Origin of the sequence: Enterococcus sp. DIV1090 (assembly GCF_050537975.1) — a bacterium.
GTDB classification, from domain to species: Bacteria; Bacillota; Bacilli; order Lactobacillales; family Enterococcaceae; genus Enterococcus; species Enterococcus faecalis.
This window is the reverse complement of the sequence record NZ_CP172917.1, coordinates 1,105,729-1,122,479: the sequence shown is the minus strand read 5'-3', so window position 1 is coordinate 1,122,479 and position 16,751 is coordinate 1,105,729. Positions and strand designations below refer to the sequence as shown.

Annotated in this window: 18 protein-coding genes; all 18 read right to left on the bottom strand. The window is 39.2% G+C overall.

All coding sequences use genetic code 11. The features are described from left to right. Nucleotides 1–13: 13 nt before the first annotated feature. On the bottom strand, nt 14–1,162 hold the full coding sequence (locus tag IGL48_RS05450; RefSeq protein WP_002357833.1) for an FtsW/RodA/SpoVE family cell cycle protein: 1,149 nt from the start codon (nt 1,160–1,162) through the stop codon (nt 14–16). After that, nucleotides 1,128–2,303, bottom strand: coding sequence for an FtsW/RodA/SpoVE family cell cycle protein (locus tag IGL48_RS05445; protein WP_048949617.1), 1,176 nt, complete (start codon nt 2,301–2,303; stop codon nt 1,128–1,130). Before IGL48_RS05445 ends, IGL48_RS05450 begins: the two co-directional genes overlap by 35 nt. 158 nt (nt 2,304–2,461) lie before the next feature. Continuing rightward, a complete protein-coding gene (locus IGL48_RS05440) occupies nt 2,462–2,722 on the bottom strand; it encodes a DUF2087 domain-containing protein (RefSeq protein ID WP_048949616.1) in 261 nt (86 codons plus the stop codon). Between the two features lie 25 nt (nt 2,723–2,747). After that, on the bottom strand, nt 2,748–3,089 hold the full coding sequence (locus tag IGL48_RS05435) for a DUF1048 domain-containing protein (protein ID WP_002357836.1): 342 nt from the start codon (nt 3,087–3,089) through the stop codon (nt 2,748–2,750). Between the two features lie 3 nt (nt 3,090–3,092). Continuing rightward, nucleotides 3,093–3,416, bottom strand: a complete 324-nt coding sequence (locus tag IGL48_RS05430) for a PadR family transcriptional regulator (RefSeq protein WP_002357837.1) — start codon at nt 3,414–3,416, stop codon at nt 3,093–3,095. 149 nt (nt 3,417–3,565) lie between these two features. After that, complete coding sequence (locus tag IGL48_RS05425; protein WP_010824578.1) at nt 3,566–4,162, bottom strand: GNAT family N-acetyltransferase; 597 nt, start codon at nt 4,160–4,162, stop codon at nt 3,566–3,568. Next, nucleotides 4,162–5,112, bottom strand: coding sequence for a riboflavin biosynthesis protein RibF (ribF, locus tag IGL48_RS05420; RefSeq protein ID WP_010824577.1), 951 nt, complete (start codon nt 5,110–5,112; stop codon nt 4,162–4,164). Before ribF ends, IGL48_RS05425 begins: the two co-directional genes overlap by 1 nt. A 25-nt stretch (nt 5,113–5,137) precedes the next feature. Further along, entirely contained in the window at nt 5,138–6,058 is a 921-nt protein-coding gene (gene truB / locus IGL48_RS05415; protein ID WP_002406331.1) for a tRNA pseudouridine(55) synthase TruB, read from the bottom strand. A gap of 153 nt (nt 6,059–6,211) precedes the next feature. Beyond that, nucleotides 6,212–7,336, bottom strand: a complete 1,125-nt coding sequence (locus IGL48_RS05410; protein ID WP_048949615.1) for an SH3 domain-containing protein — start codon at nt 7,334–7,336, stop codon at nt 6,212–6,214. Between the two features lie 118 nt (nt 7,337–7,454). Continuing rightward, the gene (locus tag IGL48_RS05405; RefSeq protein ID WP_002357842.1) at nt 7,455–7,850 is read right to left on the bottom strand and encodes a phage holin family protein; all 396 of its coding nucleotides are present in this window, start codon (nt 7,848–7,850) and stop codon (nt 7,455–7,457) included. Between the two features lie 23 nt (nt 7,851–7,873). Further along, nucleotides 7,874–9,643: a hypothetical protein gene (locus IGL48_RS05400; protein WP_010824575.1), complete on the bottom strand. Its 1,770-nt coding sequence runs from the start codon at nt 9,641–9,643 to the stop codon at nt 7,874–7,876. A 32-nt stretch (nt 9,644–9,675) separates the two neighbouring features. After that, the gene (locus IGL48_RS05395; protein WP_010824574.1) at nt 9,676–11,133 is read right to left on the bottom strand and encodes a phage tail protein; all 1,458 of its coding nucleotides are present in this window, start codon (nt 11,131–11,133) and stop codon (nt 9,676–9,678) included. 12 nt (nt 11,134–11,145) lie between these two features. After that, the gene (locus tag IGL48_RS05390; RefSeq protein ID WP_010824573.1) at nt 11,146–12,072 is read right to left on the bottom strand and encodes a distal tail protein Dit; all 927 of its coding nucleotides are present in this window, start codon (nt 12,070–12,072) and stop codon (nt 11,146–11,148) included. A 1-nt stretch (nt 12,073) separates the two neighbouring features. Further along, the gene (locus IGL48_RS05385; protein ID WP_048949614.1) at nt 12,074–15,007 is read right to left on the bottom strand and encodes a phage tail protein; all 2,934 of its coding nucleotides are present in this window, start codon (nt 15,005–15,007) and stop codon (nt 12,074–12,076) included. Further along, on the bottom strand, nt 14,997–15,365 hold the full coding sequence (locus IGL48_RS05380) for a hypothetical protein (protein WP_002361692.1): 369 nt from the start codon (nt 15,363–15,365) through the stop codon (nt 14,997–14,999). Before IGL48_RS05380 ends, IGL48_RS05385 begins: the two co-directional genes overlap by 11 nt. 17 nt (nt 15,366–15,382) lie before the next feature. Beyond that, a complete protein-coding gene (locus tag IGL48_RS05375) occupies nt 15,383–15,742 on the bottom strand; it encodes a tail assembly chaperone (protein WP_002357848.1) in 360 nt (119 codons plus the stop codon). A 32-nt stretch (nt 15,743–15,774) separates the two neighbouring features. Then, the gene (locus IGL48_RS05370) at nt 15,775–16,287 is read right to left on the bottom strand and encodes a phage major tail protein, TP901-1 family (RefSeq protein ID WP_002369526.1); all 513 of its coding nucleotides are present in this window, start codon (nt 16,285–16,287) and stop codon (nt 15,775–15,777) included. Nucleotides 16,288–16,299: 12 nt separating this feature from the next. Next, complete coding sequence (locus tag IGL48_RS05365; RefSeq protein ID WP_002382237.1) at nt 16,300–16,716, bottom strand: hypothetical protein; 417 nt, start codon at nt 16,714–16,716, stop codon at nt 16,300–16,302. Nucleotides 16,717–16,751 lie beyond the last annotated feature (35 nt).

The following is a 16,751-nucleotide window of genomic DNA, read 5'->3' as shown; positions in this document are numbered from 1 at the left end:
TTTATTTGTGTTTTCAGGTAGCGGCTTCTCTTCCTTTGACAAATCCTAAAGAAGTGATAGCCATCACTAACGAAGTGCCTCCTTGACTTAAAAACGGAAGCGGAATGCCTTTTAACGGCAACAGTCCAATCACCGCACCGATATTCTCCACCGTTTGAAAGACCAGCGAAAAAATAAGGGCGACACAGATGTACATACAGAAACGCGAATTGCTCCGCAAGCCAGCTACTAAAACTTGATAAAACAAGTAAAAATAGAGAAAAACAACAGTGGCACTGCCCACAAAGCCCCAGGCTTCCCCGATAAAAGTAAAAACCATATCAGACTCACGAACAGGAACATACACTTCAATCCCATGCACACCCTTGCCAAATAAACCACCCGAACCAATTGCCAATAAACCTTGTACTTGTTGATAGGAGATTTTATCGACATAATCATAGGGATGAATCCATGCTAAAATTCGATCCAATTGATATTGTTTAAAATGTAAAAAGAAGAGTACTTTGTGCCCCCACTCTGTAAAGACTAACAGAATCAAGACCACGCCTAACGTTGCTAAAGCACTGAAAATAATGATTAAAATTTTGCGATCAATTCCTGAAATAACTAAAAGAGATAGAATAATCGTTACGAAAACAAGGGATGTTCCAAAATCTTTTTGTACCGCCATCAAGAAAAAAACAGGGACACTAACCGCAACGATTTTTTTTAGAAGTTGCTTGTCTGAACGCCATTTATCGGACCAGTCTTGTTGCTCGTGTTGGACAATAATTTTTGCCAACATTAAAATAAACGCAATTTTCGCAATTTCTGATGGCTGAAATTTAATAAACCCTAAATCTAACCAGCGCTTTGTGCCCGTCAATAAATACATTCCTTTGTCATAGGAAAAATACAAAGCACTCATTAAGATTAATGAAAACCCATAGAAAAAAGGAGCTACTTTCCAAATAAATTTCTGTGACAGCCGACTAGCTAAAAACATGCCTGCATAGCCAACAAAAATAAAGAAAAGTTGTTTTAATGCTGGCACAGTTCCGTCTTTTCCTTCATTAACGGCAATCCAATATTGCACACCAGAAGATAAAAGTGTGAGTAAAAAAATGGGCAATAATAAATCATAATTAAGATGTAAGTTGAATTTTTTTGTATTGACCATTTAACTGCCGCCTTTCGTTTGCAATAATTTTAATGACGATTCCTAATGCCACTGAAAAGATTAAATAACTTGTCCCACCGTAACTAACAAACGGTAAAGGAATTCCCGTCATTGGAATCAAACCCAAAACGCCACCAATGTTAATCGCCGTTTGAGCTAAAATCAAGGTCCCAACTCCTAACAAAAACAAGCCGTAACAATGATTTTTTATTACACAACTACTCCGCAAAATCGAGGCCGCTAAAAATAACAAAAGAAATAGTAATAGTAAGCCGCCAATCAAACCAAGTTCTTCCACAATCACCGCAAAAATAAAATCGGTTTGACCTTCTGGCAAGCCACCTTTTTTTACCATGCCATTGGCTAATCCAGTGCCCCAAAACCCACCGTTATACATTGCTAAATAGGCCATTGAAGGCTGAAATCCGCGATCATGAAAGGATAAAAACGGATTTTTCAAAACAACTAAGCGGTCATACACATGCGCAAAAAAATGTGGTAAGTAGCGGTGATCGCCTAGAAAAATAATTATTTTAGAAAGAAACGCCGCGCTAGCAACGACAATCCCCGCAGCAATTACACTAAATTTTGCATGAATACTTGCTGAGAAAATCAAGACACTGCCAATAACTAAAATGAGAATAGCCCCGCCAACTTTGGGTTGAATTAAAACTAAAAATGCAACGACCAAAACAAACAGCCATTGTTTTCTTAACTGCTTCGTTGTCAAGCCATTTTCTTTTTCACCTAAATAACAGCTCAAGTAATAAATAATCGCAAAATTACAAAGTTCTGATGGCTGAAATTGGATTCCAAAGAGAGAAATCCAACGTTGTGCGCCATTCGCTGCTACACCAAAAAAAGGTAGTCGAACCATTAACAGTAATAGTACCGAAACTAAAAGCAGACCAATCGCAATTTTTTTATTAAATAACACTTCTAGTCGAACTTTGTAGATCACGAACATTAGCACCCAGCTGAGACACATAATAATGCCTTGTTTAATAAACACAGCAGTGGGCTTCACGCCTTGCATCAACAAGTCATAACTACTGGCGCTATAAATCATTAACGCGCCAATAACACTTAATATAATAAAGGTCAAAAGAATTTTTGTTAGACCTAAAGTACGTAGATTCATTCTCTCACCTCTATCTTTTTCTAATTAAATCAATCTTACCAGTCTGAGTTAGAAAACAAATAGAGAGTTTTTTATAGAACTATTACTAAGCTTACATAACAAAAAGTAGCTAGACTTGGTTCATTTCACCTAGTTTCGCTACTTTTAAAAAAAGCCATTTATATAATTTTTGTGTGTTGCTCACATTTTTGATAAATTTTTCCAAACTTATCTCTTTCTAAATACTGATAATCTACTAAATACCGTCTCAAAAGTGCATAATCTTCATAGATTTCTCTAAGTCGATGATTGACTTCTTTTTCCGTATATTCTTTCCCAAATTCAAATTGGTTGGCCACACGTTGAAACACTTGGACTTTTTTCGCATTTTTCTTGGGAATAACTAGCAACTTTCCTTCTTTAAAAAAATTTTCAACCATGTTTATTCTCTTTTTTTTGTTTTGACTATTGTTTAGAAAATTGATGATTCAGTTTTTCTTTCTGTTTATCGGTCCATTTGCCAGCGACTTCATTGACAATTGTTTCAGCAAAATCACCTACTTTTTCTCCCGTAATATTTTTGATAGGTGTTCCGTTAGCAGCTCCTTCTTCAAATAAATCAAGTAAATCAGTCAACGCATTGAACATATTGGCTCCGCTATGATCTGAAAAATGCCATGCATATTTTTCAATTTCTTGAAATACTTGTCGATACTCTGCTGGTAATGCTGCAATCCGTCGTTTATATTCTTTGTACTCTTTTTTATCCCCAACAACTTTTTTGATCAACGCTTTAAAATTTGACATGCTCTATCCCTCCATTTTTTTCATCTTGTTTACTTGTTTTGAAAGCAACGTCCACCGCTGCCAAAAATCAGCGAGTTCTGCTTCTCCTGATGAGGTTAAGCGATAGAACTTCCGCATTGGCCCTTTTTCTGAAGGCTTTTTTTCAGCTATAACCCATTGATTTTTTTCTAAACGCAGTAAAATCGTATAAACGGTTCCTTCAACAATTTCAGTAAACCCTTGGTCATTTAAAATTTTTGTAATTTCATAACCATATGTTTCTTTCCTTTGGATGATGGCTAAAACTAAACCTTCTAAAATGCCTTTTAGCAACTCTGTCTGCTTCACTGCTTTTCCTCCCTAAACTACTCTTTAGTACTATGTACCACTACATAATAATACTGAGTACCGGTTCTGTCAACTACTTTGTAATAAAAAGTAGTAAAGACGCGACAACCACCAGTACTTAACTAGTAGTTGTCGCGTCTTATTATTCTTTATTCATTTATTCCGAGGTCTGCTTCAAAGGCTTCTAATTCTGCAGGGTGTGTTTCTGGATAAGCAAAGCATGTTGAAAAATGCCACTCCCCACCACTTGTGCCAAAATAACCTGGCAGTAATTCCAAAGCCAATAATGCTTCTGATGTTTCTTTTTCCGGTAACGTAATCTGAAAAGTAGTCGCTGGAACAAAACCAAACTTCGTATAGTAAGTTGGATGGCCCAGGATAATCAATCCGCCGACGCCTAATTCTTTGGCCTTCTGCACAGAATGCTTAATTAACGCTGAGCCTACGCCCGTGTTCTGTGCTTCTGGATGGACACTTAGCGGCCCAACGGTCAAAACAGCCTTTTCTGTATGATCAGGTAATCGTAGTTTGGCTTTTGAAGACATAATATGACCCGTTAATTTTCCTTGATCAGTTTCTGAGACTAAGGACAACTCCGGAATAAAGTCGGCACTTTCTCTTAATAAATGCACGATAAAATGCTCTGTGGGACGCCAGTTTTCGGTCAAGTTTAATTCCTTGAACGCTTGATACGTTAAACGCTCTACAGCTTGATACTCTGCAGGTTTTTCTTGACGAATCTTCATTATTTGTCCTCAGATTGTTGGAAATAGTCAGCCGTATCTCGTTCATCTTGTTTTAATTGGTCGATTAAGGCTTCAGCCCCATTGAATTTCACTTGGTCACGTAAATAATGATTCCAACGAACCACCACTTGTTCGCCATAGATGTCTTGATGGAAGTCCAAAATATAGACTTCCACGGTTAAATCGCGTCCTTCTCCAAAGGTGTCATTATGACCAATTGAGCCCATGCCGACATACCATTTGCCACCAACTTCGATTTGCACAGCATAGACGCCAATTCTTGGTAAGCGCACGGTGCTTTTCACTTTGACATTAGCGGTCGGGAAACCCAATAAACGGCCACGAGCATCGCCATGGACAACTGTTCCTTCTGTTTCATAAATATATCCTAACAACTCCGTGACCTCCTCCATTTCGCCGGCTTCCATTTTTTCGCGAATTCTTGTTGAGCTAATTTTGGCACCAGTCATTTCTTCTTTTGGTACTGTCACCACTTCAAAACGGCCTTGCGCATACGTTGGTAACTGTTTGACTCCAGCGATTTCTTTAGGACCATACGTATAATCAAACCCAGAGACTGCCACTTCACTATTTAAATTAACGATATACTGATCGACAAAATCTTGCGGTTTTAATTGAGCAAACGCTGAAGTAAATTCGACAATATATAAAATATCAACGCCCAAGTTGGCCATTAGGCGTTCTTTTTGTTCCAAGCTAGTTAAATATTTCATATTTTCTGGTAAAACTTTTTGAAAAACGATTGATGGGTGTTGGTTGAAGGTCATCACAGCTAACTTCAAACCTTTTTCCTCAGCAATCTTTTTGCCTGTTTCAATTACTTTTTGGTGGCCTTTGTGAACACCGTCAAAGAAGCCTAGGACCATCACGACTTCTTCATTAGGAATTTGATTGGGTTCATAGGGATGATGTAGTTGAATAACTTGCATGTGCAAAAACTTCCTTCTTTTTTATTTAATTGTTCCGTAGAACTTTACTTGGTTTCAATAATTTATCATGCGTTGGGTGTGGCATGTATAAACTAACCACTTGATTTTGGTAAAATAAGGCAACTAAGGATTCTGGCATTGCCTTTATTCCTAATTCTTTTTTGTGCAAACGCATGCCATTTTTTACTTTTTGATACAATTCATCTGATAAATCAATTCGTGGGAATTGTTCTACTGCTGTCTCAATGGGCAACAGGCATTGATCGATTGTTTCAGCAGCCATTTGTTTGGCTACTTCTTCTAACGTTAAGCATTGCGCAGCTTGCAAACCGCCACTTGCCGTTCTCGTTAAATCCGACATATGGGCAGGATAGCCTAATTTTTTGCCAGTATCCACGGATAGTGTCCGCACATAGGTTCCTTTGCCACAGACCACTTTAAACCGCCAACTTTGTGTTTGAGCAGATTCATTAAAAATTGGTTCACTAGTGCGTTCAAATGAATAAATCATTGCTTTTCGTTGGGGCCGTTCAACTTCTTCCCCGTTCCGCGCATATTCATATAAACGTTTACCATTGACTTTCACCGCAGAAAACATCGGTGGGATTTGTGTGATTTCCCCCGTCATTTCGGCCATTGCTTGATCGATTTGTTCAGTTGACAAAGGTGCTGTAACTGGTTTTTTTTCAACAATTTCGCCACTAACATCTTCGGTTGTCGTAGCAAATCCAAGTGTAATTTCACCTTCATAGGTTTTGCCAGAATCTACCATGTATTCGATCACTTTCGTTCCTTTGCCAACGCAGATGGGTAAGACCCCTTCGACATCCGGATCTAGCGTACCACCATGACCAATTTTTTTGGTATGTAAAATTTTTCTCAATTTAAATACGCAGTCATGACTTGTCATGCCACGTTCTTTCCATAACGGTAAAATGCCGTCCATTATAGTTCCTCCAGTTCCGATAATACTAACTTTGTCATTATAGCATAAAAGTACCTAGCTTCGCAGTCTCCGTTGCTTATTCCCTTTGGCAAAATCTCTGCTAAATGCAAAAAAAGCCACAAACTCTGCTTTTATCAGAGTTTGTGGCTTTTTTTAGCTAGTAAATGATCCCCATGTATTCTGTGCGTTGCCATCGTTTGGTCCGATTGGCAAATAAATTCTCGCGCCTGTTGTATCTGTTCCACCAATAAAAACATACCCATCTGCAATATAAAACGCATCGTAATAAAAGCGAGTATTTTTAGGCCAAATACCATAAATTGGGGCTGACAGGCTAGGTTGTCCTGCTCTTAAAACAACGCCTTCGTCCACACCAATTAGAAATGATTTCTTCGTTTGCGGGCGCCAAAGTTCAGCAATGTCGCCGTCGTTCACATAACCTAACAAATGTCCGCTATTTTCAATACGGTAAAGGTTTTGTCGGTCCGGTAATTTCGCTGTAATTGTTCCTACTTGTGTCCAAAGTGCCTCTGCTGATAGATGTTCATTGATTAAAGCATCTGGTGTTGGATAGATTGAAGTGAAACGAATTGCTTGTCCTACTTGATATTTTGGCGCATTAGGTTTACCTGGCTGAATAATGACAGTCTCACCTGTTTCAGAAACGCCCGTTTGTAAATCTTGTGCCAACTGCGCTTTACTAATCCCCCAACGCGCTAAATAACCATAAGGATCTGTATGATCTCCCCACCAATTTTTTGTAATCCAATCATGAGTGACTATGCCATAACCTGTTCCATCGTCCAGCGAAAAATCAGCACCAATGTTCTGAGCCAAATCACGTGCCAAATTTACATAGGCAGCATAATCTTTTTTAAATGTCGTCGCATTATTCGTGCGAGCCAATTCGATTTGCGCATAGGCTTTTTGATTAGCTAAAGAACCTGCGCCATATTGAATTTGGCCAGTAGGAGCTAATTGTTTCACTCGTCCACCAGATCCGACAAAATATGAGACATAAGCATTTGACCAATTTCGTTTCATATAGGCCACTTCATTGTCTAAACTGTGTGGTCCTAGGTTCCGCTCGTTTCCTGATTCATGTAAAACAATTAATTCATTGGTTGCAGAGCCTGGAAAATAAGTAAAGTTGATTGGATCCGCTTCGATGGTGTAAGCGTAAGCTGTCATCGGAATCGTTAAACTTAAGCCAATCACTAAAGCAAGTTGAATCATTAATTTTTTAAACATAGCATACTCCTTTCTAAAAAAAGCCATGGAAGGAAAATCAAAATGACTTCCCTTCCACGGCTTAAAACTGCAGATAAATGGCGGGACAGAAGTAATTTCTTCGGCGATCAGCCGAAAGTTCTACGTTTGTCCCGACCACTTCTAATTAATCATCTTTATTTTTTAACTGAATAAATAACTCTTTTAACTTTTTCGGCATAGGAATAAAGGTCGCAATGTTTTCAAAAAAAGAAAGTCCTTCGTTCGCAATGTAAAAAATCAGAACCATTTCCCGAATTGGCAAATTGTTCCCCACAACTTTTTCAACACGAACCGCTACGGCAACCACAAATAACATCGTCACTTTTTTCGCAATTCCGAGCATACCAATCCGACTGGACAATTCTTTTGTGGCGATTGCCTTAATCCAACCTGTGATGAAATCGACAATAATTAAAAAGAGGAAGACATCCAACAATTGATCTAATCCGCCTAATAAACGTACGACAATCCCACCGAAAATGCTTAAAAGCATTGTTATTGTGTTGAGATAACGTTCCATAAAAAGTCTCCTAAACTAGCTTGTTATTTTGTCGGAAACGGATCGTCCGTGTACCAACTTCCTTGGAGGTAAATATTTCCAGCACGGTTAGCACCAAAAAGAATTCCTTGATTTCCCATCTCATATAAACCTGCACAATTCGGTTGAGGGAATGTATATTGCATAGCAGTTAACGCCAAATTCCATATTCCCTTTGTAATCTTCGTCGATAATGTATATCCTGTTGGAACAGTAAACACTTTAACCACATTATTATTCAATTTCGTCGGATCACTCAAATTACATCTTACAAATGCATCGACACGATTTCCTACCCTAATTAATACAAATTTCATATTGTCTTTATTAAAGGCCGCCTGATATTTTGCCTCGACTTCACCGACTCCACTAGCTTCATAAATGGCCATTTTAGAGGATTCCAAAGGCACACCATTGACGGTTGGCATAGTCACAAAATTCTTCACCCCAGCAATCTCTTGATCACCTGTTTGTGTCACAGCTTGACCTTTAATCGCTTCCGCAACGTTTTTCGGGTGCATATATTTACTCGTTAAAGTTCCCGCGACTGCTTCGCTGTCTGATGCGAAGCCATAATTTTCTACATTGCCTAGCCCCACTTGTTCAGCGGTTACTTGGTGCGGATTATCCTGATTTTCCACATGGGTATTGAGTTGCTCTGCTTGAACAAAACCACTCTTCGCTAAAACCGCTTGGGCATCAACAGACAGACCAATATGAAGTCCCACGTAATCAACTTCTACGCTGGCTGGCGTCACCCCATTCGATGAGTCTGTATAGCTCATTAAATAAATGAAACCTTCATCTGTGATAAAATTCTGATCATTGATTTGAATTGAAAAATCGCTGAACTCTTTTGCTGATTCTTGGATTTGAGTTACCCAATTATCCGTAGTTGGTAAATACGCAGCGATTTTAATCGTTTGATTATTGGGCGCAGCAGCTTTCACACGTTGATTAATCGTAAAAAATTGAACGTTCTGGCGGATAAATGCTACCGCCTCGTCAGTTGTGAATGTTTCAAACATTTGTGGAATTAATTTTTTTGCGGCTTCAACGAGATTGAAGGCCGCTAATTGTTGCGGAATCACGCCGCTTTGGGTGGAACCTGTTTTCACACCCTCATCATCACGGCTGGCCATTTTATTGTAGTCCGCTTGGGAAACTTCCTCCCAAACGTCTGTTGGCTTCTTAAGAATTTTAGCCGTAAAATCAGTGGAATAACTGTTTGCATTGGTGGCTGTATTGCCGGCCGTTTTACCGTTAAAGTCTAACTTCAATTTGACAGTGGTTGGCTTAGCCAATAAAGAAATACCATCTGCTTTTGTCATACGGTCATTCAAATCAATTTGAAGACGATTCGCTAAGGTAGCTTGTTTGATGCCTTGTGTATCTGTGCGTGCTTGGACAATTTCTGGATTACTATCACCTGCTTCTGCTACTAATTGATCGAAATCATTTCGTAAAGTATCAAATTCTTGTTTATTATTATTTGCCGTTGAAACTGCATTTCCTGCCATCGTGATGGCTGTTTTGGCATTGTTCATCGCTTGGTTGGCTGTTTCATTTGCTTGATTGCCTGCATCGGTGGCAATTTGTACGGCTTCTTTGCCAGCTTCATCTGCGATGTTTTTCGCTTCAGAAATTCCATTCGTTAACTGGACTTGGTAAGCATCTACTTTCTCAGCTGATGCATTCGACTGATCCAAGATTGCATTGATTTTAAGGCGACCTTGATTCAGGGTATCTAATTCTTCAATATGTTCTACTGACATTTCGTCACACTCCTCTAGTTTTCATTATTTTATTAAAACTGGCCACCCAATTGGGATTGAATATACACACGACAGATGACCGAAGCATCCAACCATAGTGGCTGATGAGAGAAAAATTGAAGCGTGTGATTGCCGCGTTCGATTTTTCCATCTGTTGTTTTTCGTAAATAACTCAAAATGTTTAGCCGTTGTTGTTGCAATGATAGTTGGGGTAATTTTTTGCCATCCACTACCAAATCAATGTTCGTTACAGAATGCGAAGGTCCTTTAGCAGTTGCCTTGAACGTTAATTCTGCGGTGTTTATATAAAGAATGTCCTCGTCAAAGTATAAATTCAGCTCCACTGGCTGTGTCTTGCTAAGTTTTCCTTGTATTGAACGATTTAAAAGTGTCGTCGCCCCTTGTGCGTAAGTTTCGCTAATCTCTTGTTTCCGACTGAAAGCTGTCATGGTACTATGAATTGTTTCTTGCAGATTTCCCAACTCTAGCTGAATGTCTTGGGGGGCACCAAAAACATCTTTTTTACTTTCTTTTTTGATACGAAGGTTGACACTCCCAAACTCATTCGTATTAATCATGATAACCGTGCCCAACCGCAAACGATCGATTGCTAAAGGTTGATCTGTTAATTTAATTAAATCAGCTGCAGTCACTACCCAAGAAACTTGTGGCTTGGTCCATTCTTCTAACATTCGCAAAGCATTTTCCTTTAATGCCTTGGGATCAGAAAAACGCTGTTCCACCCAAATTGACTCCAATAAACCATAACGGTCAATTGCGGCCTTGTTCTCTAAATACGGAACCCCTTGATTGACCGAGCGAATATTGACTTTGTTAACACCTTCGCCTGAACCTAATGGATAAATCCGATTGATTAGCATCTTGGGATTACGTTCTATTTCAAATCCTTGCATGTTGTAACCTTCTTGAATTCGCGCAACTGGTTCTGTTGGCGGTTTGACTAATGAAAGTTCAAAAGGATAGACCTCTGTATTCCATTGCCAAAGATATTCCTCTTCGAAATCGGCTGGGATGCTAAATAAAGGCTCGACTAGCCCGTTTTCATTCTCCCATTTATAGGTTAATTTCCTTGAAAAATCACATTTTTTTAGGACCCAATGCTTTGTTTTTTGTTTATTCAATAGAAATTGAATGGCCTCTTTCGTTGTTTTGTTTTTAATTTCGTGACAACCAAAAAGGACAGTATCACCTAAGGTACATAATGCTTCTGTGGCAGAGTAGTGAATTTGATTATTGTTCGCATCTTTCTTAATTGTGGTTGGCATCACGCGATATAAACCAATATATTCATTCTCATTGTCGGTCAGTTCCACCCATTGCATTTCTTCAATAAATTCATTTTTAGGATCATCTAGTGGCATGGTAAAATCTAAACTCCCAATTTTGTTCTCTATTTTTTCATAACTGACTTGATAGGCATTATCCAAGATTGCCGTATATGTTCTTTTCAAATCCAGCGCCATTAACATTTAATCACCCTCCTACACAAATCGGTTAGGATAGCGAATCGTCAAGCGGAAGTCGCTATCTTTGGCTTGAATATACAGCGGTTCATTGGGATATAGGTAAAAATCGTTCATTGGTCGAATCATCGGTGCACCATTTTTTGTCAGATAAAAATTTTCAGTATCAATGATAATTTCCGAACGATCAAAGTCTCCTAAGTTAATTGTATCGTTCCGTGTTTTAATCCAAACACCACGTCCGGTTCCTGTTAAAATAATGGTCGGTTTGACTTTTAAGCCTTCAACCGTAGGATAAATTTCAATTGGCCGAACTTCTTTGCCTAAATCCCCCATCGTGTAGGCCCGATTTTGAAAGGTAATCATGGTTGATCCCCAATAAGCCCCGCCTTCAATTAAAATTGGAAAATCAACTGCACCTGAGCCTGTATTCCCCATTAAGTAATTTGCTTGAAATGTAATGGTTGGCGAACCCCACATCACACTAGTCGCATCACTCCGTGTGTATTTATACGGATCAGAAAGCAATAAAGTAAAGGTGCCTGTTACTTGGTTAACGCCTTCGGGTACATCACTCACTGAAGACTTACTACCAAACCACAGCATTTCCGGTTCATCGTTAAACCAAATAGAAACGTCTTTTTCCGCAAACAAAGCAACATTTAAATGATTAAATGCATCTCGAAACGCTTCATTATTCACAGCTGAAAGTCGATATTTGACTGTTAATTCTCGTTCTGGAATCCGCGCATAAACGTGGCGTTTGCCATCACGAATCCCTAATTGATAGCTTTCAATTTCGCTTGGAACTAATTCTCGTCCTGAAACTGATAATGTTTGATAGCCAGGGATGACTTTTTCTAAAAATTGACCGTTAAAATTCAACGCTTCTGAAGGAAGAGGCGTTGAATGAGTTGCTTGATTGGTATCAATAAATTTATACATGTTATCCTCTCCTTCCTAAGCGGTTATTTTGTTTCACTTGTTGTCTTTGTAACTCTGTTGCTAAATAAGGCGCCGTAGTTGCTGCGACAATTTTTCCATCTAACGTTGACTCTACTGTCACAAATAATGGTCGATTGTATGCATCATTTTCTAAACGATGGTCAATCGTTGCCGTGAAGTTTCCTCGACCAGCTAAGTCCAAGGCAAAATCATTTAACAGCGGTAAATCTAAAATAGAAGCCATTGCTCTACTAACGGCTGTTTCGCCTGCATAAATCCCCGTAGCAATCGTGCCGCCGAAATTCAATTTATGCAAATCAGATAAGGGACCTTCTTTTGCTGGTGAAAATGGTAAAAAGTTACGAATTTTACTGACGACCCCATCGATTGCTTCTTTGGCTTTTCCTATTGCGCCTGTAATTCCATCAGCAATCATGCCGACAATATTCGCACCGGCATCGGTGAATTTTGAAAACCAACCTTGGATTGCTTGCCAAGCACCTTCAATTACAGAACCAATGGCATTTTTTACCTGATCGGCTGCATTGGTAACCCCATTTTTGATATTTTCAACTAACTGTCCGCCCGAAGCTAACAGTTGACCAAAATAAGAACCAATCTTCGTGATCATTTGTGAGATTAATGTTCCTGCTGCGGACAACAAGGCACCCAATAGACTGAGTACACCATTAATTAAGGCTTGAATCAGTTGAATCCCAGCACTTAATAACTGTGGCAACGCATTGATTAACGCACCCATTAAAGCGGTAATGAGCGTAATTGCTGCAGTAACCAGTTGCGGTAAAATTGAAATAATCCCTTGGATCAAAGCCATTAGCAATTTGACGCCTGCGCTGATGATTTGTGGCAAGGCACCAATTAAGGCATTTACCAATGTCAAAATTAAGGTAATAGCTGCCGCAACTAAGGTTGGTAAAATCGAAATAATTCCTTGAATTAACGCCATTAACAATTTGACACCTGCGCTGATAATCTGTGGTAAGGCACCTATCAACGCTGTCACTAACGCTAGAATAATCGTCAGCGCTGATTGAATTAACTGAGGTAAAATCGTCATAATCCCAGTGATTAATGCCATCAAAATTTGTAAACCAGCAGTCAAAATCAACGGTAACATAGTAACAAATGCATTGACTAAGGCTGTGATAATTGAAACACCTGCTGTAACTAGCATTGGTAACGCTGTGACAAAAGCTGTCACTAATGTAGTGATGATATTAATCGCTGCAGTTGTAATTGTTGGCAAGGCGGTGACAATCGCATTAACTAAAGTCATTAATAAGCTCAAACCAACTTCTATCAACATTGGTAAGACTGTTGTAATCCCCTGAATCAACGTAGTAATAATTTGTGTTGCCGCTTCAATTAAGACTGGCAAATTGGCAACAATCGCACCAACAATTAACGTAATTAAACTAGATAACGCGGTTACGATGCTTGGAATAGCTTCTGTTATTTTCCCGAGAATACTGGTTAAGACGGTTGTAAAAAGTTGTATAACTTTCGGTAGATTAGCCGCAAGCATTGTTGTAACCGATGTAATCGTGTTACCTAAATTATCAAAGACTTGGGTAATACCACCCGCACTCAAATCACCGGTTTTCATCCAGGCCGTCACGAATGAAACAATCAAGGAAATAATTAGACCAAACGGCCCAGAAATTCCTAATGCAGCCAGTGCAACCTTTGTCAGAACTTTTACCAAAAGACCAACCGCTAAACCAGCTTTGTCAAAGGTGCCACCAAATTGCCCTAATAAGTTACTACCTAATTGCAAACCGCTGGCAAAAACGCCTGCTAGCACACGACCAATTGTTGAAAAAATAGTCGCCATTTTCTCTAAGCCTACTGCAAAAAATTGTTTAAAAACTGCCATTACTTGCTGAAAGGCCGGCTGGATCTGTTGTAGCAATCCTACCAATTTGCCAAACGCCGCTGAAACAGCTCCTTGAATGGCACTAGCTAAGCTATTGATACTATTTCTAAATGTTTCATTGGTTTTATAGAAATAAACAAACGCTGCTACCGCTGCTAAAACGGCTGCTACAATTAAAATTAATGGTCCTCCACTTAAGGCACTAAAACTAGCACTTAGTTTTGATAAGCCACCACCTAACTTCCCAATGTTTCCTTTTATAAGAACCAAACCATCACTAAACTGTTGAAATTTTTGCTGAGCCATCGTTACCATAATCAACATGGGCCCAATGGCGGCTAAAATGCCCATAATGGCAACAATAAAAACTTGGACGGGTTTTGGTAATTTGATAAATAAATTCACCAAAGCTGTAATGCCTTTGACGACTGTGATAACCACTTGAACCAAAATTTCCATTCCTGGAGCCATCACGCTTTGAATCACTTGTGCCGCCGCTTCAAATGATTGATTCATCTGAGTCAATGCCCCTTGCAACTCGCCCTGCAATGAATCAGAAATCCCTCCTGCACTAGCCATAATCAGTCCTTGCATTCCTTGAAATTCGCCACTGACCCCAGCACCGACGCCCATAGCTGTTTTTAAAACATTCAGCATAGGTAAGGAAACGGCACTAGTCATGGCCGTCCCAAAGCTCAGCATATTATTTTGTGCATTAGTAAAGCCATCAGAGGTTTCTTTCCCCGCTTTTTTAGCTGCTTCACCGGTTTGTTCAGCAGAATCTGTTAACGCTGTGTTCATTTGATCTGCTGCCTTTGCTGTTTCGTCTCCTGTTTTTTTCACTGTTTCTCCAGATTGTTGCATGACGGTTTTAAATGTGTTCATGACCGTGGCTGACTGATTGACACCCGCACTAATTTTCCCTAAATATCCACTTAATAAGGCATACTCACCGCTCATACTTTTTAATGCTTGTTGGACGCCTGCAAGGCTTTTCTTTGCCTCCGATAACGGCGTTTTTTCTTTGTCATTCTCCATCTACTCTCCTCCCTTCTCGATAGCGGCGTAGACGCTCTGCCACAGTGGCAAGTTGCGTTTTTTTCCGCTCATTTAATTTCGTTCGTTGTGGCTGGTTAGCTGCCAGAACTTCAGCAACTCGTTTTTCATAATCATAAAAACTTTTAAAGCTTTCAAAAACGGGTTTTCCTTTTTTGTTTGTCGCTTGCGCTTTAACATTTAAGTAGGCAAGCTCGTGCCTTTTCCGCTCTTCATCTACTTCTGCTAAATTAAAAGCAATCATTCGTAATTCAAATTCAGACATGGTCATCCGATCCACTTCTTCAAATGAACGACAGCCTAAGTAGCGAAAAGCAGAAAGAGCGATGTCGTGATACACGTCATCGCTCGTTTTAATTAGTTTGTCGCTTGCGCTTCTGCTTTCTTCGCTTCTTTGCTGAACTGATCGATCATTGGTTTTGTAAGAGGTTGCTTTCCCATTTCTTTAAGCAAATCATCTGAAAGTTTTTTGACATCTTGGGTCATTAACCATGCTTCAATTTCCGACTTACCTATTTTTAATTGCCCACTTTGTAAAGCTTCCATGATGTCAACTAAGATTACTGGATTGTATTGGCGTAAATAAATCATTGCTGAACTGATGCCCATGCCGAATTTGGCAGCGCCATTTTCAATTTGGTAACGTTTATCTAATTCGCGAATCGCGCCAATCGTAAATTTCACTTCAATTGTTTTTCCGTTAATCTCTAAATTCATTTTTTATCCTCCTAAAATTCAACACTTTTTGATTATTCGCCAGGTTGTGGTGCTTTCTCTGGAACGGTATCTTGGAACGCATATTGTGCTTCTGCAATAATATCTGCTTCTACTGTTGCAAAACCATCTTGTGGTTTGCCATTAATAGAGGCTTCTGTTTCGATTTCTACTAATTCTTCTACATTGGCTGGTAAACTCCATGAATTTACATAACCTTGGGCATAAATTGCTGGATATTTACCTTCCGCATTTTTTTCACCTTTTAAATCAACATCCCAAAATTCCATTAAGATGCCATCTTCAACTGCGTCTTTCATGTATAAATTTTCATCATCTCGAGAGGCTAAACCGCTTAACGATAACGTAACTTCTAAACCAGAAACAGCATTCGCAACGCCATCTTTTGTTTGCGTACCGCTCGATTCACGTGAGAATTCCCATTCATGTTCAATTTGAAATAAGGGTTTCATTGCTTTCTTTGTCGCTGCTTCATCCAAGCGACGAACTAATAAAATACGGTCTTTTCCTTGCATAACTTCTCCCATTGATAATTCCTCCTAGTAAAATTGCATGTGTAATGGTAGTACAGCATGCCAAATTGTTTTTTTCATTTGTTTGGTATCTTTTACCATTTGTGCTTTGACTTCTTGATGTTTGATACCCCAATTAAAATGAGCCGTTCGTTTTAAGTTACTGGTTGCCTGCCGTAAAATCGTTCCTTTAATTGTAGAAATTTGTTGTCGTTCAGATAACGCACCATAAACATGCATTATTAATTCAATTTCTCCCAAAATAGCTGATTTAGTTGGCTTAGGTAATTCTTTACTATCACCTAAATAAACAAATGGCTGATCTGGTAAATCTGTCGGCAGTTCCTCTAGCAACAAAAATCCTGACGTCTGGCAGATTGCAACAAGGGCTTCATATAACTCTTGTTCCGCTTCATTCATTTTTAGCGCCACCTTTCCATTCAAAAAATTCAGGATTGGTTAACAAATTGGCTCTCTTC